Origin of the sequence: Streptomyces sp. NPDC001093 (assembly GCF_040298985.1) — a bacterium.
Taxonomy (GTDB): domain Bacteria; phylum Actinomycetota; class Actinomycetes; order Streptomycetales; family Streptomycetaceae; genus Streptomyces.
This window is the reverse complement of record NZ_JBEPBF010000084.1, coordinates 21,176-45,235: the sequence shown is the minus strand read 5'-3', so window position 1 is coordinate 45,235 and position 24,060 is coordinate 21,176. Positions and strand designations below refer to the sequence as shown.

Sequence of the window (24,060 nt, the reverse complement as noted above, 5' to 3'; positions counted from 1 at the left end):
CGCCCGAGAGCTACCTCGCCGGCCTCCACCTCCGTGCCTCGATGATCTGGATCAACGACCTCCTGAAGGCAACTACCTGATCACAACATCACACAGGCCCTAACACTGTCGAAGGCCGATGTGTCTGCCGCCGTCTTGACCATGGTGGCGTGACCGGGAGTTGCGGCGGCCCGCGGCGAAGCCAGGCCAAGAAGCGCGGTGGCGGCCAGAGCACAGGCCCTGCGGCGCCATGGACGAGCTTGCCCTCGTGCGGAGGGCATCGGAGCTCCTCAGGTCCGGGGGAGTCGTGCGCGGTGCGATCCGGCACGGAGGTGAGATCGCCTTGCCGTCGGCCGTGCGCCGGTCAGGGCTTGGCACACCGTTCTCGTGACTCCGCGGCGGCCCAGGTGAAGATGCCCTGGGCCATCAGGGAGGCCTCGGACTCCGCACGAGCCTGGTTGACGTCGGCGCGTGCGGCGTGCGCGGTGGCGTCGTCGGGGGCGGCCTGTACGGCGAACTCCGCGAGGTGGCCGGCGATCCTCAGCTCGCCCGCGTCGGCGTAGCGTCGGGCCGCATCCGACAGCACGGCCGCGCCGCCTGCGAGGTCCGCCAAGGCGGTGGCGAGTTGGCCGTCAGGAGCCGGTTTGAGGTGTGCGGGGTTGCCGTCGTACCAGCCGGCATAGCGCCGCCACAGGTTGCGCACGATGAACTCGGGTTCGTCGTACTTGGCTTGCAGGTAGACCCGGTCGGCGAGATGGGCGGGCGGGCGTACGGTGTGGACGAGGTCGTCCAGCCGGGCCCCGGAGTTGAGCCCGTCCAGTGTCTGCTGGACCAGGCTCTCCAGCCATTCCGCGGTCTCGGTGAGCGCCAGGTGGATCCGGTCGGCGCCGAAGACCGGTGCTCCGTGCGAGGGCAGCATGATCTCCGCGCCCAGGGCCGCCATGCGGCGCAGTGCGAGCGCCCACTCGCGCGGGTAGCGCTGCACCTTCTGGGGGTTGCCGCAGTTGGGAGTCACCCAGATGAACATGTCACCGGGGCACAGGAGGCGGTGTTCGGGAATCCAGGCGACGGTCGCGTCGTCGGTCTCGCCCCTTACGTGCAAGAGCTCGAAGGTCAGGTCGCCGCGCTTCAGGGTGAGTGCGTCCCGGTATGTCAGGTCGGGCCTGCGGTACTGAGTCGGCCAGGTCAGATCCGGTGCCTGGAACTGCCGTTGGTTGACGACAGCGTTGTAGCCTCCCGTCAGCAGGTAGCGGTCGAACCTTTCCCCGACATTCTCGTGGGCGAGCACGGTCGGGCGTGGGGCATCCTCCGCATCGAAGGGACCCATCCCGAAGACATGGTCGATGTGCCCGTGGGAGAAGACGGCGGTGGTCACCGGGTTTCGGCTCCAGGCACGAACGGCTCGGTGGAGCCCGCCGGCGGCCAGCGGGTTGCCGGTGTCGAACAGGATGACCTCGCCGTTCGTGCGGAAGGTGATGACATTGCCGAAGCCGGGGTACCAGCCAACGCCGTCGACCACCTCGATGACGCCGGATCCCGCCTGCCCGGCACGGACGATGCTGTCGTCGACGGCGCCCTGCCAGACCTGGTCTGCGTAGTCCGTGAGGGAGAAGCTCATGGTGCCCATGCCACCGTGGACGAGTGCACGCGGCAATCGGCCGCGAGCCCACTGACGGCTGCCTACGGTTGTGACATGTCACAACCAGACGCTGCGCCGGACGGCGCGATTGAGCTGGCCGCACGTCTCGCACCGCGGGTCAACCAGCTGGCCAGGGCCATCGTGGAACGTCAGCGAGCCGAGGTGCCCGGCTTCGATCTCCTGCCCGGAGAGCTGCGGGATGTGGAGATCGCGGCGACGGCCCGCCACGCGATACGTGGGTTCCTCCGTCATGTGCAGGGCCTGCCGGACATCGACATCGGGGTGTTCCGGGAACGCGCCGCCGAGCGCGCCGAGGAAGGGCTTCCTCTGGTGCAGTTGCTCAAGGGGTACCACGTCGGTGCCGAGGTACTGCTGGACGCACTCAGCGAGTTGGCCCGGCCGGGCGAGGAGGCGGCGCTGCAGTCCCTGACCCGGATGGAGCTGAGGGCGCTCCAGGCCACCGTCGAGAACGTCACGGAGGCGTACCTTGCCGGCCTCGCCGACCAGCAGGCGGCGGCACGGGAGCTGGCCCGGGCACTCATCCGTGGTGAGGAGCCCGAGGAGGTGGCCGCCCGTTTCGGGCTGTCCCTGGAATCCGGCTATCTCGTACTCGGCGTGCGGGCCTTCGGGCCCCAGGCGTCTGTGGCGGTACGCAGGCTGCTGCGTCGGGTGCTCGCCCGGCTCGCCCCGCTGGCGGAGGGCCGCGTTCTCAGCCTTCCGGACGAATGCGGTGGCTGGGTCCTGTTGCCCGCGTCGACTGAGCTCGACGCCGTCGCCGACCGACTCTCCTCCTGTCCTCCGACAGCGTCGACCGTGGGCGCGGCGACCGCGGGCACCGCAGAGGAGGTCCCTGCCGCGGCCGTGCGGGCACGCCGGATCGCAGCCGTCGCGGACAGACCAGGCTTGTACCGGCTGCGGGATGTGCTGCTCGAATACCACCTCTCGGGAGCCCCGGACAGCGCACCCGAACTGGGCGCCCTGCTGGAGGCGCTGGACCGGCAACCCGGCCTGACCGCGACCGTGGCCGCCTTCCTCGACTGTGACTTCGACCGGCGCCGTACGGCCCACGCACTCGACGTGCACCCCAACACGGTTGACAACCGCCTGGGCCGTGTCGCGGAGTTGACCGGCGTCGACCCGCACACCGCCCGTGGCGTCCAGCTCTTGGGTGCCGCGCTGACCCTGCGCCGGATCGCAGGACAGGAACACCTGTAGCGTCTCCCACGCTCATGCACGCCTGACCGGGCACGCGACACGCGGGACAGGCGGCCGCCGAGGACCCAGGGCCTCGTAAGGCTGCGCACCGGTACCACGGCGTGCCCGGGGCGTCGGCACCGATGGCTCAGTGTGCGACCAGCCGCGTGCTGATCCACTGCAGCATCGGTGGGATCTCCCGCTTCCAGGTGTTGAAGTTGTGTCCGCCGCTCGGAAGGATGATCGACGAAATCCTGGTCACGTTGGTGTCCTGCACGCTCTTGATGAACTTGAGCGTGTCCTTGTAGTTGTGCTCACCGACCTTGCTCGAGGTGACGAGCAGCGAGGTCTCGGGCGCGGGCAGGTGCTTGAGCGCCCAGAAGAGGTCGGCGCGATTGTGCAGGTTCTTGTTGCCGTGGAAGAGGTCACCGGTGGTGGGGTCGATCGGCGCCCTGTAGTACGGCGAGAGGCCCGCGGCGGCCGCGTACGCCTTCGGGTAGTGCATGGCGATCTTCAGCGCGCAGTAGCCGCCGGTCGAGTCGCCGACGATGCCCCAGCTGGCGGGCGTCTTGTCCACCCGGTAGCGGGCCATCACCGCATCGCGCAGATCCTTGGCGAAGAACGTCTCGGTCTGCGGGCCGCCGGGAACGTCCACGCACTCGGTGTCCCGCGGCGGCGCCACGGTCGGCCGCAGCATCACGAGAATCATCGGCTGCATCTTCCCCGCCTTGGCCAGCTGCTGCGCCGTGCTCGGGTAGTGCAGTTTGTCCACCAGCGCCTGAGCCGTACCGGGGTAACCCGTGAGGACGACGGACACCGGGAACTTGCGCGCATGGTTCTGCGGCTGGAAGTACTCCGGGGGCAGGTACACGAACGCCGGCGTGGTGAGGTGGGTCGTACGGCCGATGATGTCGACCTTCTGGACCTGCCCGGACACCTGCGGCAGCGGGCTGCTCGCACCGAGGACGTGGGACGTGGAGACCACTTGGACGGGGCTGATACCGCCCCCCGCTATGTGGTCGACGACGACGCCCTGGTCGGTCTCCTGGCCGAACAGGTCGGCCCAGCTGGCGTAGAAGCCGAAGGCCTGGTTGGCGGCGAGGCCCATCGAGGCGACGAGCGCCAGCTGGGTACCGAGCAGCAGACCGACCCGCCCGCTGACGGCCCGCCAGTTCTGCCGGGCCATACGCGGCCACAGCCATACCGTGCCGACGAACAGTACGGCGGCGATGACGATCGCCAGCACCAGCACTTTGTTGCTCGTGAGACCCATGGGCTGTTACCTGCCTGCGCTTTCCGCCCGGTCTCTGCCCACGCTTCGTTCGAGGGCGTGCCCGGGGCTTTCCTTGGCCTTGACCCGTCGGGTTCAAGGTCTCTCGCAGAACTACGAGATACGATCTTTGTCAGATAGATGAGCAGATGTCGGGCGAGGTTCCGACCCGACCCGATCCAGTCGGCTCCGGCGCATACCGCGCGGCCCGCACCTCGAGGCCGAAAGAGTGCAACGGCTGCGAAGCGCACTGGTTTCTGCTCGGTTCAGTGTCCGGCCGGTGGCTGGATGTAGTCCTCCAGACGGGCCACCGCGAAGCCCTGTTCCCGGATGCGCTTGAGCAGATTCGCGAACATCTCCGTCATGGTGGCGCCCTTGAGCTCCGCGGGGCCGCGGAAGTGGGCGAGGATGATGTCGCCGGGACGCAGCTTCTTGTCTGGATCTTGGTACTGCATATTGCGTACCTGCATGGACTCGCGCCACCAGACGATCGCGCGCGGCCCGCACTCTCCCACCGCGATCTTGGTGTTGTTGTTGTACGCCCCGTAGGGCGGCCGGAAGAGGAACGGGGCGGTGCCGAACTGCTGGGTGAGGACCTTCTGGTCGCCGCACACCTCTTGCTTCTGGCGGGCCAGCGGGATGGTGTTCATCGCGGGATGGTGCAGGGTGTGGTTCTGGATGTGGTTGCCCATCGCCTGCAGCGGCTTGAAGTACCCGTAGTCCGACTTGATGGCGTCGTTCATCAGGAACATCGTGATCGGGATCTTCAGGTCCCGCATCATCTCGATGAACCTGGGGTCCTTTTCCAGTCCGTCGTCCACGGTGATGAAGACGACCTTCTGGGATGTCGGTACGTGGGCGAAGACCGGGACCGGGCCGGTCGCGGACAGCTTGATGGGTTTGTCCGCCGGGGGCTCGGGAGCCGGGGGCAGCGGTGTCAGGCCCCACTTGTGCCAGGCGGCAGGCTCAGCCGAGGCGTGCGATGCGGTCCCGGGCGTGCCGCCGACGGTGGCGGACGCCGACGAGGTGGCCGCCGGACCAGTCGCGCTGCCACCGCTCGTGCTGCAGCCGCCTACGGACAGGGCCAGGAGCACGCCGGCCAGCGGGGCGTAGAACCTGCCGGCTGTGTTGCGTCGCTTCACTGCACCGGTCTCCTGACTGCAAAGCTGACCTTGACTCTGCTGGAAAGGTAACCGCGGCATGAAAGGCGAAGTTCAGCGGCATGAAAGGCGAAGTTCAGCGAATGGTGAGAATATGACCAAGACCGACACCGCCCCGGCGCATTCAGGCCATCACAGCCGATGCGCGGCAGGAGGCGGCCGGGTCTTGTCCCCGTCCTGCCGCCCCGTGTAGCGGAGCGATGCCCGGATCAGGTGGACGACACGGGTCTGGGTGACCGCCTGGGGCCGGACCGCGGTTCTTGATCTCGGTCAGGACCTGGGGCCGGTATTTCACGTCTTCGCCACCTGCGCCTGTGGCGCACCTCACATGCACATAGTCGATCAAGATCACCGGACGGACCGGTCAACCGGGCCGACGCCGGTCGGCGCGATCTTGGACCGTGCTCCTTCCATGATCGGGAGTTGCACCGCGCGATTTACCGTCCCTGTCGTGGATGTACTGGTCGGCCCAGGCGCTGATGATGTGAGCGGCTCGCTGCGCTTGTCCTCGTGCGGTCAGGAGATGGTCTGCTCCTTCGAGCGAGATGAAGCTTCGCGGGTGTCGTGCCTCGCGGAAGATCTCCCCTGCGTTGGCGATGTCGACGGTGTTGTCGGTGGGCGAATGCATGACGAGCAGCGGCAGGTGCAACCCGCGAATCCGGTCGCGCAGGCGAGCCTGGTGGACGTCGTCGACGAAGGCACGCTTGAGGACCAAGGTCCTCCCGCCGACGAACCACTCGTGCGATCCTTCACTGAGTACGCGTTCCATGACCGCGTCGTACTGTCTCTCGACGTGGCTGGGGTCGGCAGGCGCCCCGATGGTGGCGACCGCGCGTACGCCGGTCGCCTCGGCCGCTGCGGCGATGGCGGCGGCGCCTCCCCACGAGTGCCCCACCAGCAGGTCTGCTGGAGTTCCCCGCTCTGCCATCAAGGTTGCTGCACGGACGGTGTCCTGGACCTTGATGGTGAAGGAGCCGTCCCCCCAGTCGCCGTCGGAGTCTCCGATCCCGAGGTTGTCGTAGCGCAGCATCCCGATTCCCTCGCGTGCCAGTTGCTTGCTGACACGCGAGGCGGCCGGCGAGTTCCTGCCGAGTGTGAATCCGTGGACGAAGATTCCCCAGCCCCGGACCTCGCCTTCCGGCAGGTCGATCGACCCGGCCAGTTCGGGGCCGACGACGCTCTTGAATCTCACTTCTTCCGTCATGTTGTCATCGCCTCGGCACGGACTGGTCGTGGAGTAGGGGCAGTTGGGTGGGTGAGGGCTGTCGGCGCGTCAGACGGTCGGCTTGTGGACGGCGGTCGGCTTGGTGGTGAGCAGTGCCGTGATCTCATCGGCGAGGTGCGGGCCGAGCTCGCCCCAGCCGTCCTTGTAGCCGTAGACGCCGGCCAGAGTGCGGGCCTCGTAGTCGCCGTTCATGATCTCGATGTCGTTGGCGGTGATGAGTCCCGGGTGGGCGACGCCGACGGCCGCCGAGACCTTCATCAGCTCCTTGCGCAGGGTGCGCAGGTAGACAGCGGCCCGGGTGGCCTTCGAGGTCGGGTCGAGGCCGCGGGCCAACCACGGGTTCTGGGTGGCGATGCCGGTGGGACACGTGTCGGTGTGGCACTTCTGCGACTGGATGCAGCCGATGGACAGCATCGCCTCACGGGCTACGTTGATCATGTCGGCACCCAGGGCGAAGGCGACCGCGGCGTTCTCGGGCAGGCCGAGCTTGCCGGAGCCGATGAAGGTCAGGTCGTCGGTCAGCCCCAGCTCGGCGAAGGTGCCGTAGACCCGGGAGAAGCCCATCCGGAACGGCAGCGACACCGAGTCGGCGAAGATCCGCGGCGCCGCCCCGGTGCCGCCCTCACCCCCGTCGATGGTCACGAAGTCGACACCACGGTCACCACGCGCCATCAGCGTGGCCAGCTCCTGCCAGAAGCCCATCTCTCCGACCGCGCTCTTGACCCCGACCGGCAGACCGGTCTCGGTGGCGAGCAACTCCACGAAGTCGAGCATCGAGTCGACGTCGCTGAACGCCGTGTGCCGCGACGGGGAAGCGCAGTCCTTGCCGACCGGGATGCCGCGGATCCCGGCGATCTCCGGGGTCACCTTCGCGCCCGGCAGCATCCCGCCCAGCCCCGGCTTGGCGCCCTGGGAGAGCTTGATCTCTATCGCCTTGACCGGGGCGCCGGCGACCACGTCCTTGAGCTTGTCGAGGTTGAAGCTGCCGTCCTCGTTGCGACAGCCGAAGTACGCCGTACCGATCTGAAGGACCAGGTCACCGCCGTTGCGGTGGTACGGCGAGAGGCCGCCCTCGCCCGTGTTGTGCATCGTGCCCGCCAGCGCCGCCCCCTTGTTGAGCGCCGTGACCGCCGCGCCGGAGAGCGACCCGAAGCTCATCGCCGAGATGTTCACCACGCTCGCCGGCCGGAACGCCTTGGCGCGCCCGCGCGGCCCGCCCAGCACCTTGGCCGAGGGCAGGGGGGCCTGCGGGTCGTGCGCGTCGGGCACAGCGCCGGCGAACGTGCGCTGCTTCAGGTAGGCGTGCCCCTGCACGTGCTCGACGTCGACTTCGGTTCCGAACCCGAAGTAGTTGTTCTCCTCCTTCGCCGACGCGTAGATCCAGGTGCGCTGGTCCCGGCTGAACGGGCGCTCCTCCTCGTTGGACGTCACGATGTACTGCCGCAGCTCCGGCCCGATCGTCTCCAACAGGTACCGGGCGTGCCCGATCACCGGGAAGTTTCGGAGCAGTGCGTGCCTCTTCTGGATGAGGTCGCGGGCAGCCAGAAGCGCCACTGCCGTTGCGGCGGCCGCGCCGATCCTCCGGGCGTGCATGTACGTTCCTCCTCGATGCACGACTCCATCACCGTGCGGGGGAGTCGTTGTGTCGCGTTGGGCGTTGGGCGTTGGACGGCGATACGGACAACGGGCATCAGCGTCCGTCGAAGAACGCGAAATGATATTAGGAGGCCGCTCGCACAGGCCTGTCGTCAGGGGGCCGGTCCGGGCTCGGCCTCGCGCCGACGGGAGGGGAACGGGACAGGGAAGCGTGCTGGGACCCCCGTCCCCTCGTGGCGGCAACAGCCGGCCTTGGCATCACAAGCATGGCGGCCACCCTGCCCTCCGGCTCTGGCGTCTTTCGGCGGTGGCATCGCCACCCGGACAGCGGCATGGGCTGGTGTCGCTCGCCCTGTGTCTGCCACGCCGCGGCACCGCGGGGTGACCTTCGACGGCCGCCGGTGAAGTGGCGCGGCCCCCGACTGCGGCTGGAGCGCCGCCCGCCGGAGGCGCCCTGACGGCCGGGGCGGCCCTCGCTCCGGCGGGTTTCAGCTCCGCCCGTCTCCCGGATCCGGCGGGGGGAGGGGCGGCAGGCGGGTGTCGTAGAGCCAGGCACGCAGCAGGGGTTCCACCGCCCTCGGCATGGTCCGGCCGGCGTGGGCGACGAAGGCCGCGGTGTCGGCGCTTTCGCCGCGGTGGGCGTGGTGCCAGCCGCGCAGCATGGCGAAGAAGCGGTCGTCGCCCATCGTCAGTCGCAGCGCGTGCAGCGTGCACGCCCCCCGGTTGTACACCCGGTCGTCGAAGATGCGGTCGGGGCCGGGGTCGGCGATCCGCAGCCCCTTGCCCTGCCGGGCGAGGGTGTGCCAGGCCGCGCGGGCGATGGTGTCGGCGGAGTCCTCGCCGAGGTGTTCCGACCACAGCCATTCCCCATAGGTGGCGAAACCCTCGTTGAGCCAGATGTCCCGCCAGTCGCGCAGGCTGACGCTGTTGCCGTACCACTGGTGGACGAGTTCGTGGGCGACCAGCGTCTCCCAGGTGCGCTCGCCGTCGATGTGGTTGCGGCCGAAGACGGACGCCGTCTGGTTCTCCACCGGCTGGTCCAGGTCGGCGTCCACGACGACGGCGCCGTACGTCTCGAAGGGGTACGGCCCGAACCAGGTGGTGAACGCCTCGAACATCTCGGGCTGGCGGCCCAGATCATGCCGGGCCCGGCCGGACAGGTGGACGGGGTAGACGTTGCGGCCGGTGATCGGGCGGCCGGTCGCACTGTCCGTGGCCTTCCACGTCTCGTGCGCGAAGCGGCCGGTGTACAGCGCGGCGAGGTAGGGGGCCATGGGACCCCGATGGTGGTACGTCCAGCACTCCGTGGTGTCCGAGTTGCGCCGCTCCAGCAGGGCTCCGTTGGCGAGCGCCTGGTGACCGCGGGGCACGGTCACCCGGAAGGTGAACTCGGCCTTGTCGTCCGGGCGGTCGTTGCACGGGAACCATGACGGGGCGCCCAGCGGCTGGGCGGCCACCAGGGTGCCGCCGTGTGCGTCGCCCGTGCGGTCCCAGCCGATCTGCCCGAACGGCGTGCGTACCGGGCCGGGCCGGCCGCCGTAGCCGATCTCCAGGGTGAAGGGCGTGCCCGCCGGGATCGGGCGCGGCGCGGGCAGCAGCAGTTTGTGCCCCTTCCGGCCGGGCCGTACGGCGGCCCCGTCGACCAGCGCCTCGTGCACGGAGAGCCTCGCCAGGTCGAGGCGGACCTGACGCAGCGACCGCTCGGCCACCGCGCGGATGTGCGCCCGGCCCTCCAGCCTGCCCGCGGCCGGGTCGTAGGCCAGGTGGAGGTCGTAGGCGAGCGTGCGGTGGTCGTAGCTGCCATGGCCGGCGAAGTAGCGTTCGGCCGGCTTCGGGAGGGCGTCCGCGGCCATCGCCGCCAGCGGGGCGAGCGCCGCGCCCCGGACCAGCGCGCGCCGGCTGCACCAGGTCATGCCGTCTCCTCTTCGGGGAGCCGGGCGGCGGGGCCGGCCGCGGGGACGCCGGCGATGGGGTTGCCGGCCCAACGGGTCCCGTCGGGCACCGTCTCCCCGCGCATCACGAGAGAGGCCGCGGCGATGGACGCGCCGGTGCCGATCCTGGTGCCGGGCAGGGCGATGCTGTGCGGGCCCAAGGAGGCGCCGGCGGCCAGGCACACGGTGTCCATCCGCATGATCCGGTCGTGGAAGAGGTGGGTCTGCAGCACGCAGCCACGGTTGACGGTGGCGCCGTCGCCGATGCTGACCAGATCCGTCTCCGGCAGCCAGTACGTGTCGCACCACACCCCGCGTCCGATGCGCGCACCGAGGCTGCGCAGCCACCAGTTCACCACGGGGGTACCCAGGTGCGCGCCGATACCCCAGGGCACTGCCAACACCTCCACGAACGTGTCGAACAACTCGTTGCGCCACACGAACGACGACCACAGGGGCCGCTCGACCGGCCGGAACCGGCCCACGAGCAGCCACTTGGCGGCGGTCGTGGTCAGGCAGGCCGCCAGGGACGCGGCAAGGAGCAGCGGGACGCCCGCGAGGGCCGCCAGGGTCAGGCCGCCCAGGTCCAGGGCCTCCTGCTGGGCCAGCAGCAGCCCCTCGGCCAGCAGCGTGCCGAGGATCACCGGCAGCACGCGGCACGCCTCGACGGCCGCGCGGGCCGCCACCAGCCGCCGGGGCGGGGCGAACGTCCGCGTCGCGTCGCCGGTCTCGGCCACGCGGGGCAGCGGCATCGACGGCCGTCCGATCCAGGACGTCCCGGGTTCCCCCTGCGCCGGTGCGTCGGACAGCACACCCACCAGGGTGTGGTCGGCGACCTCACGGCCGGGGCCGACGATGCCGGAGTTGCCGATGAAGGCCCGCTTGCCGATCCGCACGGTTCCCAACCGCATCCAGCCGCCGCGCAGTTCGAACGGCGCCATGAGCGTGTCGTCGGCGAGGAACGCCCCGTCCTCGACCTCGAGCAGCGACGGCAGCGGCAGCACGGTCGAGATCTCGGCGCCGCGGCCGACCCGGGCGCCGAGGAGGCGCAGCCAGGCCGGTGTGGCGAGGCTCGCGTAGAGCGGGAACAGGGTGCCGCGAGCGCCGTCGAGCAGCCGCGTCACCAGCCACGCCCGCCAGGCCACGCCCCCGTCGGCGCGGTGCAGGCCGGGCGTGATCCCGCGGCCCAGCAGGCGCACGGTGAGCGCGGTGAGGAGCATGCCGCACACGGTGGTCAGCACGGCGAACAGGGGTGCGGCGGCGAGCAGCCGCCAGGCCGCCCCGGACAGCGTGGCCGTACCGCGCACCAGCAGCCAGGTGACGGCCAGCGCCGGGGCGGCGGCCAGCAGCGACAGCAGCGGCATCAGGGTGAGGGACAGCGCGTAGGCGAGATGCCAGCGGCGCCGGCGGTCCGTCGGCGGGGCGGGCCGGCCCGGGTCCGCGAGGTGTTCGGTGGCTGCGGCCGGCCGGGCGGGGGAGCCGGTCCACACCTGGCCGTCGGGGATCCGGCCGTCCAGGCAGCCACCGGCGGCGAGTTCCGCACCGTGCCCGAGGACCGCGCCCGGCAGCAGGGTGCTGCGGTGTCCCACCCGGGCGTCCGCGCCGACGACGACCCTGCCGACCCGCAGCGTGTCGCCGTCGAGCCACCAGCCCGCGATGTCCGCCTCCGGTTCGACGCTGCATCCGTCGCCCAGCTCGGCCAGGCCCGTCACCGGGGGCATGGCGTGCAGCCGTATGTCCCGCCCGGTGCGGCAGCCGAGGATCCGGGCGTACAGCGCGGCCCACGGGGTGCCGAGCAGGGACGGCACGCCGAACGCCGCGACCGCACGTTCCGCGCTCCACAGGCGCAGGTGAACGGCGCCGCCACGCGGGTGGGTGCCCGGAGTGATCGAGCCGGCCAGCGCGCGGGCGAGGGCCGCCCCGAGCAGGCAGCGTACGGGCGCGCTGAACAGCAGCACCCACCCGGCCAGGACCAGCCACCACGAGGTGTGCGGCGCCCACTGGTGCGGGGCGACCCAGCCGAGGACGTCGTCCGCCGCGGCCAGCCCGATCAGGCCCCGCAGCCCGGTGACGCCGTAACCGGCCAGGGAGACGAGGAACTGCACCACGGCGGTCCGCCGGGGCACCGGCCGGACGGGGCGCACCGGCTCGGCGGCGCCGGCCAGGGAGTCGAGATGGTCGGCCATGCTCTGCAGCACCGGGTGCCGGTAGAGGTCGGCGACCGACAGGCCCGGATGGTCCGGGCGCAGCATCGAGGCCATCCGGGCGGCGGTCAGACTGGTGCCGCCCAGCTGGACGAAGTCGCTGTCCGGGCCGGGCCGCAGGCCCAGCAACTCCTCCCAGACGTCCGCCAGCCGGGCGGCGGTGCCCTGCAGCCGGTGGGCCGCCTCGCCGCTCGGTCCGCCGCCGGCCAGCGGCACCGGCCAGGGCAGCGCCTTGCGGTCCACCTTCCCGGACACCCGCGTGGGCAGGTCCGCCACCTCGGCCAGCACCGGAACCAGCGGTGCGGGCAGCCGCTCGCCCAGCAGGGCCCTGGCCTTGTCGGCGTCGAAGGCCGAGCAGCCGTCGACGGTCTCCTGCGCGACGATGTAGCCGACCAGCACCTGGGCGCCGGCCGCGGTGGACTGCACGGCCGCCGCCGCGCCGCGCACCCCGGGCAGGGCGAGCAGGGCCGTGTCGATCTCGCCGAGTTCGACACGGCGTCCGCCGAGCTTGACCTGGTCGTCGGCGCGACCGAGGAACACCAGTCCCTCGGCGTCGGCGCGCACCAGGTCGCCCGAGCGGTAGGCGCGCGGGGAGTTCAGCGCCGGGCACGGCCGGAAGCGTTCGGCGTCCTTGACGGGGTCGAGGTAGCGGGCGGTTCCGGCGCCGGCGATGACCAGTTCGCCCTGCTCGCCGTACGCGACCGGCTCACCGGCCTCGTCCACCACCGCCAACTCCCAGCCGGCGAGCGGCAGTCCGATGCGCACCGGCTGTCCGGGCTCCAACAGGGCGGCGCAGGCCACGACGGTGGTCTCCGTGGGGCCGTAGGTGTTCCACATCTCCCGGCCGGGGCGGGCGAACCGTTCGACGAGGCCGGGCGGGCAGGCCTCGCCGCCCAGGATCAGCAGCCGTACCCGCCGCAGCGCCTCCTCCGGCCACATCGCCAGCAGGGTGGGCACGGTGGAGACGGCGGTGATGCCGCGGGCGTCCAGCCACGGGCCGAGTTCGTGCCCGGCGCGCACCAGGGCCCGTTCGGCCGGCACCAGGCAGGCGCCGGAGCGCCAGGCCAGCCACATCTCCTCGCAGGAGGCGTCGAAGGCGACCGACAGGCCCGCCAGGACGCGGTCGCCGGGGCCGAGCGGTCGGTCGGCGAGGAACAGCGCGGCCTCGGCGTCGACGAAGGCCGCGGCGGAGCGGTGGGTGACGGCCACGCCCTTGGGCGCACCGGTCGAGCCGGAGGTGAAGATGATCCAGGCGTCGTCGGCGGGGGCGGGCGCGGTGCCCGCGGCCCCGGACGCCGGTACCAGGTCGGCGGGTTGCGGATGCGGCCCGAGAACGTGGCAGACGCCCGCCTCGCGGAAGACGGTCGCGGCACGTTCCTCGGGGTCGTCGGCGTCGACCGGGACGTACGCCGCGCCGCAGTGCAGGACCGCGAGGATCGACAGGTACAGCTCCGCGGTGCCCGACGGCACCCGTACGCCCACCCGGTCGCCGGGGCCGATGCCCCGCTCGGTGAGCCGCAGCGCGCGGGTGCGGGCCTCGGCGCACAGCTCCCGGTAGGACAGCACCTCGCCGCCCGTGTCCAGGGCGGGTGCGTCCGGGTGCCGGGCGGCGGTCGCCGCCAGGACGTCGACGAGGGTGCGGGGCGGCGCGGCCGCCGCGGAGCGGAAGAGGGCCCCGTTTTCCGGGGTTCCGGGGGAGGGGGGTGACGTATCGAGTGCGGTCGAGGTCAAGGTCAAGGTCGTGCCTCTGAGCTTCCCATGTGCGACGGGCCGGTAGGCCCTTTACGGCCTGTCAGACATCCTTCGCCGCATGGCGCGTTCACCAACTCGGTGCAATTGATTCACAACCTGCCCATGGGGGGAAATTGGCGAATCAAATACCAGAATTCACCCTGCCGTACTCCGGCGTGGTCCGGCCGCCTCACCGCACCGGGAAGCCGAAGACGTAGCCCTGCTCCTTCAGCCGGGGCAGGAGCGCGGCGAGCGCGGCCACGGTCTGCGACCGGTCCCCGCCGCCGTCGTGGAAGAGGATCGTCGGGCCGTTGCGCAGTTCCCGTTCCACGGTGCTGAGGATCGTCCGCACCCCGGGCCGCCGGTAGTCCTCCGTATCTATGTTCCAGCCGAGCGGGCGCATCCCCAGTGATGCGGCGATCTGGCGGCTGTACGGGGTGAAGGCGCCACCGGGCGCGCGGTAGTACAACGGCTTCACCCCGCCGGACGCGTGCTCGATCATGCGCTCCGCGTCGACGACTTCGCCGTGCTGGTAGGAGGCCGGCTTGCGGTCCATCGCCGTGTCGTGGTGGACGCTGTGGTCGCACAGCCGGTGCCCGTCGGCGACGATCTGCCGCACCACGTCGGGATGCATGGCCGCGTTCGGCCCGATCATGCAGAAGACCGCCTTGACGCCGTTGTCGCGGAGCACCTTCAGCACACGCGGTGTCCATACCGGATCGGGGCCGTCGTCGATGGTGATGTTGACGGCGTGCGCCCCCCGGTCCGAGGCGTGGGCGATGTCCATGCTCACCACCGGGGCGGGCAGGTGCGGATCGGGCACGGACTTCTGGTCCGCCGGCGGCTGCTCGGAGGTGTAGAGCGGCGGCGACGGCGAGACGGTCGCCCGCCCCCGGCCGTCCGGCCGGTCGTCCGCCGTACTGCCCGTGTGACCGCCCCATATCGGGCCCAGTACCGCGGCGACGACCACCGTGGTGGCCGCCACGAGCACCGCCCGGGTTCCTTCCCGCACCTCGTGCCGCCCCCTGTTCGTGTCCTGAGTGTTCCTGCGTTCCTGTCCCCCCGGCACCGGATGGGAGGGCGGGATCCATTGCGGCCCGCTCGGCTCGGTGCGGCGCTCATCCGGCAGGGACCTGTCGTCAGTTCACGGACGAGCATAGCTTGCCAGGTTGCGCAACTATGCAACCAGGGGGGGGCACAGAACCTCGGCAGTGCCTGTGGCGGACTGGGCATCAACTTACCGCCCGATCGGGAGGAGCAGCCCTCGGTGCCGGGCGGGTCGCTGGGCGTGGCGTGCGGGACACGACGGAGGGTGAAGCGGAATGGCCCGCTTGCGCACGGAGGGTTTTGGCCACTTCGCGCCCGGCGATCCCGCCGCCGTCCTGTTACCGCATTGATGTCGCGGATCCGGCGGGGCGACCGGCAGGTGAAGTCTCACTGACGGCTCCGTCACCTGGGTATCCCGACGCCGCGGGATCACCCGTGGGCGGAAAGAGGCGCAGACGGGGCTTCTTACCGAGGTGGCTTACGGTGCGTCGCCATGACTCGTACACGGCTCTACCGCAACGGCTCCCTGATCCTGGAGGACTTTCCGACCGCTGACATCTCGGAATACGTGAACGATCCGGACGTGGCGGTCTGGCTCGACCTGTGCGATCCGTGCTCCGCCGACTTCGCGATGATCAGCGAGGAGTTCGGTCTGCACGAACTCGCGGTGGAGGACGCGCGTCACGAGCATCAGCGGCCAAAGCTGGACCGCTACCGCACCCATGCCTTCCTCAGCGCCTACGCCATCAGCACGGACGAGACCGGCGGGCAGCTCACCGTAAGTGAACTGTCGGTATTCATAACGCCCACAGCATTGATCACCATCCGCCCCGACCACCGGTTCGACATCGAGAAGGTCGTCGAACGCTGGGACAACAACGGCGATCTCGCCAAGTACGGAGTGGGATTCCTGCTGCACGGACTGCTGGACCACATCGTCGACGGGCATTTCGCCGCCGTACAGGACCTCGACGAACGTATCGAAGCGGTGGAGGATCTGCTCTTCGACGAGGGGCGCCAGCAGATGGACTCCGTCCAGCGGGACTCCTACGCGCTGCGCAAGAACCTCACCAGGCTGCGCCGCGTGGTGTTGCCGATGCGGGAGGTCGTCAATAGCCTCCTCCGGCGTGACCTGCACATCGTCGCCGAGCCCTTGCTTCCCTATTACCAGGACGTGTACGACCACGTCCTCAGGGCCACCGAGTGGACCGAGTCACTGCGGGACATGATCACGTCCATCATGGAGACCAATCTGACCGTTCAGGGCAATCGCATGAACCTGATCATGAAGAAGGTCACCAGCTGGGCGTCGATAGTGGCCGTGCCCACAGCCGTCACCGGTTTCTACGGACAGAACGTTCCGTATCCGGGCGTCAACACCCACGTCGGCTTCCTCACTTCCACCGGTGTCATAGTCGTCGCGTCCGTGCTGCTCTACTGGGTCTTCAAACGTAAAGACTGGATATGACCCCGTGCCTGTCCGGCGTGAACTGCACGCGCGCGCGGCAGGAGCGCGGCCGAGGCCCTGCTCGACGGCCGGATGGCACGTGGTCGACCTGCGCTCGCCGCCCGGTGCGGGCCATGGCGGGGACGCTGCGAGGGGCGCGGTGCCGTTGACGCGTGCGTCGTAGGCGGGCGCCGTCGCCGGCGCGCTGAAGTCTCGCTCGCCGGTGGTCCAGTTGTAGATCGTGTCCTTCATGGAGTGGCCACTGTCTGGCCTCACCACCGGGCGACGAGTGTCTCCTCCTTGCCCCGGTTGCGGTACAGCCAGGTGGTCCCCGGCGCGATGGTCCCGGTCAGATAGCCGACGATCGGCTCCCGCTGCGTCGCGCTGTCCAGCTCGCCGAGCAGCCTCATGGCGTCGGGCAAGGGGAAGAAGGCGGCCTGTTCGATGTCGTCATCCTGCGGCGCGAGGTCCCCTGACCACTCGTCGATCTCGAAGGCAGCGGCCAACGCCGAAGGGTGCCGCTCGGAGTCGATGTGCATGAGGAATGCGGTCCGCACCGGGTCGCCCACCAGCAGTCCGGTCTCCTCCTGCAGCTCGCGCCGGAGAGCTTCGTGCATGAGCTCGCCGTCCTTGACCCCGCCACCGGGGAGGGACCAGAGCATGTCGCCGGCGGTGCCGAGACTCTCTCGCACGAGCAGGATCTCGTTGCCTCTGCGGATGATGCCGATGACCAACTGCATCCGGGGTGCTGGGGCTTTCGAATCCTCCGCCGTCATGCCGCAGATCGTACGTGCACCACCATTGATCATCGTGAGGTGGGTGGACGGGCGTTGCGCTTCGGGCGATCGCCGGCGTCCGTTTCGCCACGGTCGGGTAAGCCAGTCGCAGGAGCACGATGGGCCACCGTGCCGGGTTGATCGCCAGGTGTGCGCGTACCGATTCGAGCGTCCGTGCTCGAGGTCCTGTCAGGGGGACGCCTGCCCATGAGCGAGGGGCGGCCCCAGGAGGGACCGCCCCTGATGGAACCTCAGCTCACCACACTCGCCCGCACATTCGGGCAGGCCGGTGGTTGACGTCCTGTGGCAGTGTCAGAGCTGGTAGAAGTCGGTGTAGTGGTTGGGCGAGTACCAGACCACGCCGGTGTTGGAGTCGACGACGATCCGGTAGGCGTCCCGATGGGCGCCGCAGGCGCGGGGGTAGACGTCGTACTCGTAGAAGGTGTCCCCGGAAGGCAACTGCCCGTCGTTGTTGTAGAACTCGCCGCCCGCGTAGCTGCACTCGCCGTCCGGCCAGTCGTACCAGCCCCGAGCGGTCGGGTAGCCGAGGTCGGACCAGGTCGAGTTCGCCGAGGCTGCGTCGGAGCATCCGCCGATGCTGCAGGAACTGTAGACCGCCGCGTTCGCGGCAGGGCTGTTGACGGCGGACACACTGAGCACGGACGCGATGGCGGCGATCAGCACCGCGAACCGCTTGGCCCAGGACAGCTGGGGACGTCGCAGAGTCAGCAAGGAACCCTCCAAGTGAAAGCATGCATGGACATGACACTCTGGGGGCCTTGTGTGACGACCGGGTGTATCGCCGGTTGCGGGGGAGAGGCAATTGCCTTTGAAGCGGGCGACCGCCATCGGGTGGACCGCATTGCGCGTCGTCGCTGATCCTGGGCCTGGTGAGCAGCCCGGCATGGGTGTCGACCACCGCCGAATCAAGTGGTGCTCGGCCAGTCGATTTCACGGGGTGCGGCCGCGCCGCCGCCGACACGAGCCGGCCGTACGGCTGCCGGCCGGTCAGCGGCTACGCCGAACTGCTCGCTCTGGCCGAGGTGGACGCGGTCTGCATAGTGCTGCCCGCCGCGCTGCATGCCGAGTGGGTGGCCGCGGCGTTGCGCGCGGGGGAGCGTGTGCCGGCCGAGAAGCCGCTCACCACCGAGGCCGGCCGGACCCGGGAGCTGGTCGAGTCGGCCGAGCGGCGCGGCCCGGTGCTGACGGAGAACGTGACGTTCGTCCATCATCCCCGGCACGAGTCGGTCCGGCGGCTGGTGGCCGACGGTGCCATCGGCGAACCGCGCTCCTTCCGCGCGGTGTTCACCATCGCGGCACTGCCGGCCGGCGACATCCGGCACCGTCCCGAACTCCGCGGCGGTGCGCTGTCGGATGTCGGTGTCCACCCGCTGCGGGCGGCCCTGCACTTTCTGGGGGACCGGCTTCGGGTGGTGGGGGCCGCCCTGGAGACCGTTGTCGGGCCGGCAGGTGGAGACCGGGGGCGCGGTGCTGCTGTGCACACCCGAAGGCGCCGTCGCACAGCTCGAGTTCGGCATGGAACACGCCTACCGGTCCCGTGATGAGCTGGTCGGCAGCACCGGCCGGATCAGCGTGGAACGCGCTTCACCCTGGCCCTGATGGTGTCCCGCCCCTTGCGCCCCATCGTTATGGCCTCACCTGTCGCTGATCGCGGAGAGCCATGCCCTGTCCTCCGGGCCAGGTGCTTCGAGGCCGAGTGCGGTCAGCCGGCGGACCTCGCCCGTGCGCAGGGCGACCGTGGCCCGTGGCCGCATCGGCCCGTGACCCCTGCGTGAGAGCAGGACGAGTTCCCAGACCGTCGCCGTCATGGCCTCGAGCCGGGCGGCGCAATCGGCGCTGACTCGCCGCGGATCCCGGGTCCGGCCCAGGGGCATATGGGGGGTGAAGTTCTCGGCGAGCCCATGACAGCGCGGGAACCGCTGCCGCAGTTCGCGGTGCAGGTCCGCCCACGGCGCCTCCCCGGCCGCCGCCGGGTCGAGCCACACGGTGCAGTACGCCCCCTGCTGGAAGGTCCGCACCCCGTCCAGCCGGGCGGTGAAGACCGGCGTCCGGGCCGTCGCCGCGGCGAGCAGCGGGACGGCCCGCTCGAAGTCGGACTCCGGCACGAAGCCGAAGAGGACATCGACGTGCGGCGGCCAGCGCTGGAACTGCGGATCGTAATCCCGGCGGATGTCCTGGATCGCCGGCCACAGCTCCGCCGGCGGGATCCAGGCCACCGCCGTACGGGCCGTCGGGGACAAGCCGAGGACGCCGACGCGTTCTCCCCTGCCGAAGCGCGGGTCCGCTTGCGGGTTCCGCACCCGGCCGGCACCCGACGCGTCGATACGGTCCACCCCCGTGGCCCGGTCCCAGACCACCTCACCGTCCGCCTCGATGAACATCACCCGGTGCCACGGGATGTCGCCCCCGGGTACGAAGGAAGGCAGCGCGAGGCGTTTGCAGGCACCCCCGCGCTGGCTGATCCCCAGCACGAACCGGGCCGGGTCGAACCGCCGGTCCCAGCGGACCCGGTGATAGATCTCGTCGCTGGTGCGCATCACGCCTCCTCTCCCTCCGTCACAACCCCCTCCTCCAGGGTGCGCCCACCCTGTCCTCAACGATGACTCCTCGCTTACCGCGACCTGTCGGGTACGGACTGTGAGCGAGCAGGCGTGTGCCGAGGCGGGTCGTCTCGTCGAGGTCGGCCCGGCACGTTCACCGGGGCCGATCCGGTCAGTACGGGCGCGCGAGAACGCGTAGCGTCCTGCCCAGCGGCGGGTTCGCGGAACCGCGCAGTACCCCGGCGCCGCGTGCGAGCACGGCTTCCGCGGTGAGCAGTTCGATCTCCACCAGCGCTCCTGCGAGCCTTCGGGCGTCCGGCGCGGTCACCGCCGGGAGCTCCCGTGCGGTCAGCAAGGCGGCGCGTGCGGTGGTGACCTGATCGGCTATCAGCTCGTCCAGGGCCGAACCGCCGGCACCGGCGGCCATGCCGTCCAGGGTGACCCCGAACCGTTCCATCGTGTCGACCGGAATGCCCACGCGTCCTTCCCGCGCGTCCTCGGCGAGGTCGTTGACGAAGTCGAGCCGCTGACTGCCCTCGATGAAAGTCCGGCATGCGGTCCGGTACCGCAGATCGTCGCCTTCCGGCGCGAGCAGTCCCGCGACGAGCATGAAGGCGGGGTACGAGTAGGCGTCCACATATGCCTGGTAGTCGGCCTCGGTGGCGAAGCCCGAGAAATACAGTTCGGCCGTGGCGGTGTCCAGGTACGTCTCCACGATCTCGCGCAGCTGCGGATGGGCGGCCACGGTGTGCACGAGTGCACGGAGCAGCGGGTTGTCACCGGTCCCCGTCCGCAACGCCTCACGCACCTGCCGCTCCCAGGCCGCCCACGCCGTCTCGCGCTGCGGCAGGGGCCCGGTGTCCAGGAGGTTGTCCCCGTGGTGCATCACGGCGGTTGCCGCCACCACATGCGGCAGCAACGGCGGTGGCAGCAGCAGCCTGGCCGCCAGGTACGCGGCGCGCCGGAAGCGTCGTACCAGCTGCCGCTGACGGTTGTAGTCCACACGCAACCCCGGCTCCCGGACACCGGCCGCGTCCAGGCTCTTCGTCCACCCTCGCATGGGCCGATCGTAGGGCGTGTACGCGTCACCTCGGCACCGTCCGAAGACCGCCTCGGAGAAGGTTGCCGGGCGGGTCGTAGCTCGCTGCGCAGAGGACCAGGTTCACGGCGTTGGCGCGGGCGGGGTCGAGTGCACGGTGTCGTGGGGGCGCGGACCCGGCGGCACCCGAGCAGTCCGCCCCGACCTCCGGTACGGCGATTACGGCGATTCGTGACCGACCGCAGGGAACCGTGATCTTCCCGGCTGCGGACAGTGCCGTATGAATCGGGGGTTTGCGGATGCGCCGGGGGCGGCCCCTTGTGCATCCATCGCCGCCGGGTATGGTCTGAGACCGGCTCGGCCAGGCGGTCGCGCGCTGTTGAACCGTGAGGATGTGTCAGCCCGGGGCGGAAACTCGGCCCGTGTGGCTCGGACTTCCGGCTGTCTGTCCGCGGAGGTGGCATGGAGCGACAGGCTGCTCACCGGGTGAACCGGGGCCTCCGCTTCCATACCGGCCGACGCCGGCGGCTACGGCGGAGTCGGGGCCTGATCCACAGCGGGGTCGGCAGCCTTGCGCGGGTAGGCATCCCTCCCTGCGGTCACGGCACGACTCCGTCGTAGGACTGGCCGCGGTCACGCCCGGCCACGGCACCAGCGCCCGAAGGAGACACAGAGGAACGTGGACGGTCACCTGAACCTGGACGGGCACCCCGGCCGGGACCGGAACGAAGACCCGGGCCGAGAGCCTGTCCCGGACCCTGCCCCGGAGCGGCGTGGTGGGACGGCGTCGGACCCCGAAGGGAGGGCTGCGGCGCGCCCCGGAGTGGACACCGGGCCGGCGCAGGCCGGGCGGGACGGCGAAGGGGCGGCCGCGTCCGGGGCCGAAGGCGGCGGCTCGGTCCGTGACGGTGACGGCGCTCCGATCCAGCACCAGCGGGTCCACGTACCGGAGGCTCGCCGCGTCCGGCCCTCCTCCCACCGCGACCGCCCGGGCAGTGACGGTGAGCACGGGCTCCAGGAGCGCATGGGCACCACGGACCGTGCCGCCAAGTTCTACGACGAGCAGGTGCTCGACCGGCTCAACCCCCGGATGCGGGAGTTCGTGGCGCGGCAGGAGATGTTCTTCCTCGCCACCTCCGACCGCCACGGGGAGTGCGACAACACCTTCCGGGCCGGCCCTGCCGGCTTCGTCCAGGTCTTCGACGACAGGACGCTGGCCTACCCCGAGTACCGCGGCAACGGCGTCCTCGCCAGCCTCGGCAACATCCAGGAGAATCCGCACGTCGGCATTCTCATGATCGACTTCCTTCGGGACCGGATCGGCCTCCACGTCAACGGCCGGGCCCGTGTCCTCTCCGACGAAGAGATGCGCCGCGAACGCCCGGACCTGCCGGTCGACCCCGCGCCCGGCCGCCGGGCCCGGCTGTGGGTGGAGGTCACGGTGGAGGAGGCGTACATCCACTGCGCCAAGCACATCCCGCACCTTCGGAAGGTGCCGGCACGCGGGGACCGCGCGTGGGGCACGGACGACTCCAAGCGCAAGGGCGGTGACTTCTTCGGCGCGGCGGCCGAGGCAGCCGACCGCGCTCCGGACGAGCGCCCGCGCCGTGAGGCCGGCGACCCCCCGTCAGGGGCATCGGCCCCGCCGCACGTCGCCCGGCCGGCCGGAAGGGCCTGGTGACCGGAGTCGCCCGTGCGCGATCACGACCGTGTCGTCGGATCCCCTCGGACACGGGGTTGCCCCACGGCGCCCCGCTTCTCAGGCGTTGGGGGGTGCGGCCGGGTTCGGGGTGGGCGGCGCTGGTGTGGCCGCCGCGGCTCCGTCAGCCGGACGGTGGCAGGTTCTCCTGGCGGGTACGCACGTGCGAGGTCAGGGCTTCCACCGCACCGGCAGCTGACGCGGGCCCCGGATGAGCATGCCGTGGCGCCAGGTCAGGGCGGCCGGGTGGGCGTCGAGCGCGAGGTCGGGGCAGCGCTCCAGCAGGGCACGGATCGCGATGCGAGCCTCCAGGCGGGCGAGCGGCGCGCCGAGGCAGTAGTGGATGCCGTGACCGAAGGCGACATGGCCACCCGCGGGCCGCCGGATGTCGAAGCGGCCGGGGTCGGGGAAGCGCGCCGGGTCATGGTTTGCGTCGGCCAGGGCCACGAGGACCAGCTCACCACCGCCGGGGATGACCGTGGTGCCGATCTCGAGCGGTTCGGTGGTGAACCTGAACGTCGGCGTCTCCACCGGCCCGTCGTAGCGCAGCATCTCCTCCACCGCGTTGTCGATGAGCGTCATGTCCTCGCGCAGTGCGGCGAGTTGGTCCGGATGGGTCAGCAGGGCCAATACGCCGTTGGAGATCAGGTTGACCGTGGTCTCATGCCCCGCGACCAGCAGAAGCCAGGCGGTACCGCGCAGTTCGTCCACGGACAGCCGGTCGCCGTCCTCGTCCGTGGTGCGGATCAGGGCGCTCATCAGGTCCTGGCCCGGGGCCCGGCGCTTGCGCTCCAACAAGTCGACGAGATACGCGGCCGCCGCATTCGTCGCCGCCAGCCGCGCCCCCGGGTCGGGGTCGGTGAGGATCGTGCAGGTCCAGGCGCGGAACGCGGCCCGGTCGAGCATCGGCACACCGAGCAGCTCGCAGATCACCGAGATCGGAAGCGGGAACGAGAGTGCCTCGACGAGATCGCCCCGCCCTTCCGGAAGCGTCACCATCTCGTCGAGCAACTCGTCGGTGATCTGCCGTACCCGCGGCGAGAGCTGCTCGATCCGGCGCGGAGTGAACTCGCGGACGACCAGCTTGCGGAGCCGCTCATGGTCAGGCGGATCGGAGTTGAGCATGTGGGGGCCCGCAGATGGACTGGGGATCGGAAAGGAGGGCGAGGCGTTCTCCCACCGCTTGGACAAGCGCGGATCCACCAGCGCGGCCCGGCCGGCCTCGTACCCGACTACGAGCCAGGCCTCCGTACCCTCCGGAATCCGCACCTTGTGCACGGGGCCGCGCTCCCGCAGCGCTGCGTACACCGGATATGGGTCGCGGACGAAGTCCTCGCCCATCGCGACCAGATCGATCACCTCGGCTGCCATCGCCTGCCCCCGTCCGCCGGTTCGCCCGACGCTAGCAGCGGGCGGTGCCTCGGCGAAGGGTGCATTCAGCCGAATCGGGCGGCGCCCTGGTGAGCGAACACGCCGAACCGCGACGGCACATGCGCCATCAGCCCCACCATCAGCCGAAGACGGGCACATGGCGGATGCCCCGTTCGAGGCGGCCGGTGAGA

Annotated in this window: 16 protein-coding genes and 2 pseudogenes; 4 read left to right on the top strand and 14 right to left on the bottom strand. The window is 70.7% G+C overall.

The features are described from left to right. Positions 1-343: 343 nt before the first annotated feature. Positions 344-1,597, bottom strand: a complete 1,254-nt coding sequence (locus ABT288_RS32505) for an alkyl sulfatase dimerization domain-containing protein (RefSeq protein ID WP_351615392.1) — start codon at positions 1,595-1,597, stop codon at positions 344-346. Between the two features lie 75 nt (positions 1,598-1,672). On the opposite strand from ABT288_RS32505, the gene ABT288_RS32500 reads away from it, so the two are divergent. Next, positions 1,673-2,833 carry a PucR family transcriptional regulator gene (locus ABT288_RS32500; protein WP_351615390.1) on the top strand — a complete coding sequence of 387 codons (1,161 nt, stop codon included), beginning with the start codon at positions 1,673-1,675 and terminating at the stop codon, positions 2,831-2,833. Between the two features lie 127 nt (positions 2,834-2,960). Here ABT288_RS32500 and ABT288_RS32495 read toward each other — a convergent pair whose 3' ends face one another. From ABT288_RS32495 to ABT288_RS32465, 8 genes and pseudogenes are all read right to left on the bottom strand, one after another. Beyond that, positions 2,961-4,085: an alpha/beta hydrolase gene (locus ABT288_RS32495; protein WP_351615387.1), complete on the bottom strand. Its 1,125-nt coding sequence runs from the start codon at positions 4,083-4,085 to the stop codon at positions 2,961-2,963. Positions 4,086-4,348: 263 nt separating this feature from the next. Next, positions 4,349-5,224, bottom strand: a complete 876-nt coding sequence (locus ABT288_RS32490; protein WP_351615384.1) for a polysaccharide deacetylase family protein — start codon at positions 5,222-5,224, stop codon at positions 4,349-4,351. A 183-nt stretch (positions 5,225-5,407) separates the two neighbouring features. Further along, a pseudogene (locus ABT288_RS50335) lies at positions 5,408-5,606 on the bottom strand (hypothetical protein); the annotation flags it as partial. After that, positions 5,607-6,446, bottom strand: a complete 840-nt coding sequence (locus ABT288_RS32485; protein ID WP_351615381.1) for an alpha/beta hydrolase family protein — start codon at positions 6,444-6,446, stop codon at positions 5,607-5,609. A 69-nt stretch (positions 6,447-6,515) separates the two neighbouring features. Further along, positions 6,516-8,060, bottom strand: coding sequence for an FMN-binding glutamate synthase family protein (locus ABT288_RS32480; RefSeq protein ID WP_351615379.1), 1,545 nt, complete (start codon positions 8,058-8,060; stop codon positions 6,516-6,518). Positions 8,061-8,551: 491 nt separating this feature from the next. Next, entirely contained in the window at positions 8,552-9,976 is a 1,425-nt protein-coding gene (locus ABT288_RS32475; RefSeq protein ID WP_351615376.1) for a M1 family metallopeptidase, read from the bottom strand. Next, the gene (locus ABT288_RS32470) at positions 9,973-13,929 is read right to left on the bottom strand and encodes a Pls/PosA family non-ribosomal peptide synthetase (RefSeq protein WP_351615373.1); all 3,957 of its coding nucleotides are present in this window, start codon (positions 13,927-13,929) and stop codon (positions 9,973-9,975) included. The genes ABT288_RS32475 and ABT288_RS32470 overlap by 4 nt, the downstream gene beginning before the upstream one ends. 190 nt (positions 13,930-14,119) lie before the next feature. After that, entirely contained in the window at positions 14,120-14,941 is an 822-nt protein-coding gene (locus ABT288_RS32465; RefSeq protein ID WP_351615370.1) for a polysaccharide deacetylase family protein, read from the bottom strand. A 528-nt stretch (positions 14,942-15,469) separates the two neighbouring features. Between ABT288_RS32465 and ABT288_RS32460 the strand changes: the two genes are divergently transcribed. Then, positions 15,470-16,444: a magnesium transporter CorA family protein gene (locus ABT288_RS32460; RefSeq protein ID WP_351615367.1), complete on the top strand. Its 975-nt coding sequence runs from the start codon at positions 15,470-15,472 to the stop codon at positions 16,442-16,444. A gap of 251 nt (positions 16,445-16,695) precedes the next feature. Here ABT288_RS32460 and ABT288_RS32455 read toward each other — a convergent pair whose 3' ends face one another. Both ABT288_RS32455 and ABT288_RS32450 read right to left on the bottom strand, forming a co-directional pair. Then, the gene (locus ABT288_RS32455; RefSeq protein WP_351615365.1) at positions 16,696-17,199 is read right to left on the bottom strand and encodes an NUDIX hydrolase; all 504 of its coding nucleotides are present in this window, start codon (positions 17,197-17,199) and stop codon (positions 16,696-16,698) included. Positions 17,200-17,511: 312 nt separating this feature from the next. After that, on the bottom strand, positions 17,512-17,931 hold the full coding sequence (locus ABT288_RS32450; protein ID WP_351615362.1) for a ribonuclease domain-containing protein: 420 nt from the start codon (positions 17,929-17,931) through the stop codon (positions 17,512-17,514). A 158-nt stretch (positions 17,932-18,089) separates the two neighbouring features. Between ABT288_RS32450 and ABT288_RS32445 the strand changes: the two genes are divergently transcribed. Further along, the gene (locus tag ABT288_RS32445) at positions 18,090-18,761 is read left to right on the top strand and encodes a Gfo/Idh/MocA family protein (protein ID WP_351615358.1); all 672 of its coding nucleotides are present in this window, start codon (positions 18,090-18,092) and stop codon (positions 18,759-18,761) included. Positions 18,762-18,932: 171 nt separating this feature from the next. Here ABT288_RS32445 and ABT288_RS32440 read toward each other — a convergent pair. Both ABT288_RS32440 and ABT288_RS32435 read right to left on the bottom strand, forming a co-directional pair. Further along, positions 18,933-19,757 (bottom strand): annotated as a pseudogene (locus ABT288_RS32440) (RNA repair domain-containing protein); the annotation flags it as partial. A gap of 175 nt (positions 19,758-19,932) precedes the next feature. Next, a complete protein-coding gene (locus ABT288_RS32435) occupies positions 19,933-20,820 on the bottom strand; it encodes a squalene/phytoene synthase family protein (protein ID WP_351615355.1) in 888 nt (295 codons plus the stop codon). A gap of 1,003 nt (positions 20,821-21,823) precedes the next feature. Between ABT288_RS32435 and ABT288_RS32430 the strand changes: the two genes are divergently transcribed. Further along, positions 21,824-22,480 (top strand): pyridoxamine 5'-phosphate oxidase family protein, encoded by a 657-nt coding sequence (locus ABT288_RS32430; RefSeq protein WP_502972880.1) that lies wholly within the window; start codon positions 21,824-21,826, stop codon positions 22,478-22,480. A 189-nt stretch (positions 22,481-22,669) separates the two neighbouring features. Here the strand turns inward: ABT288_RS32430 and ABT288_RS32425 are convergent, their stop codons facing one another. Beyond that, positions 22,670-23,869 (bottom strand): cytochrome P450 family protein, encoded by a 1,200-nt coding sequence (locus ABT288_RS32425; RefSeq protein WP_351615349.1) that lies wholly within the window; start codon positions 23,867-23,869, stop codon positions 22,670-22,672. Between the last annotated feature and the right edge of the window lie 191 nt (positions 23,870-24,060).